Below are 629 nucleotides of genomic sequence, written 5' to 3' on the forward strand. Positions count from 1 at the left end.
TCGCGAATTATTGCCTTTGAGCCGATGAGACTGCAGCACGCGATTCTTTCTATTAATGTTCTGTTAAACGAACTTCAAGGAAAGGTAGAGGTTCACAAGCTAGCGTTGTCGGATCGTACTGAATTTTCCCGTATGATAACTCCAAACTCCCATAACATTGGTAGGAGTATGATTGCCTCCGGTGTATATGGTGAATGGGTAAAGCTTGTTCGTGGCGATGACCTGTTGTCTGCCGCGCAGGTAGACTTCCTTAAGATTGATGTGGAAGGCCATGAGATGGAAGCTCTTGCGGGGCTTGCGAAGACGATTGATCGTTGCCGTCCCGCGATGCTGATTGAGGTTTCAGATTGCAATGGTGCCGATTTTGAGAGCTGGTTGATGGACAATGGTTATTCAATATCACGGCGTATGCGTCATCATGGCGAAAATACTGAAGTGCTTGCTCTTCCAAACTGAGGTCTGCATAGAGTAGGTGATACAGGTCTTCATATGGCGAATATTCATCGACGGTTTATGCCCGGTTACCTTGGCAATGGTGTGCCAGTTCTACTAATTTCTCTTGAGGACCAATCAGGTAGGCGTCAGGATCTTATTTCGAGGGGTATTCCCGAGAGCTGGGTGCACTCATT

The 629-nt window shown here is 47.1% G+C and carries 1 protein-coding gene; it reads left to right on the top strand.

Annotation, left to right across the window (positions count from 1 at the left end; translation table 11 throughout):
• A partial coding sequence (locus J1C54_RS16375; RefSeq protein ID WP_229150036.1) for an FkbM family methyltransferase occupies window positions 1–456 on the top strand: 456 nt, incomplete at its 5' end.
• Window positions 457–629: the final 173 nt, after the last annotated feature.

It is taken from the genome of Alcanivorax sp. 1008 (genome assembly GCF_020667895.1).
Taxonomy (GTDB): Bacteria; Pseudomonadota; Gammaproteobacteria; order Pseudomonadales; family Alcanivoracaceae; genus PGZG01.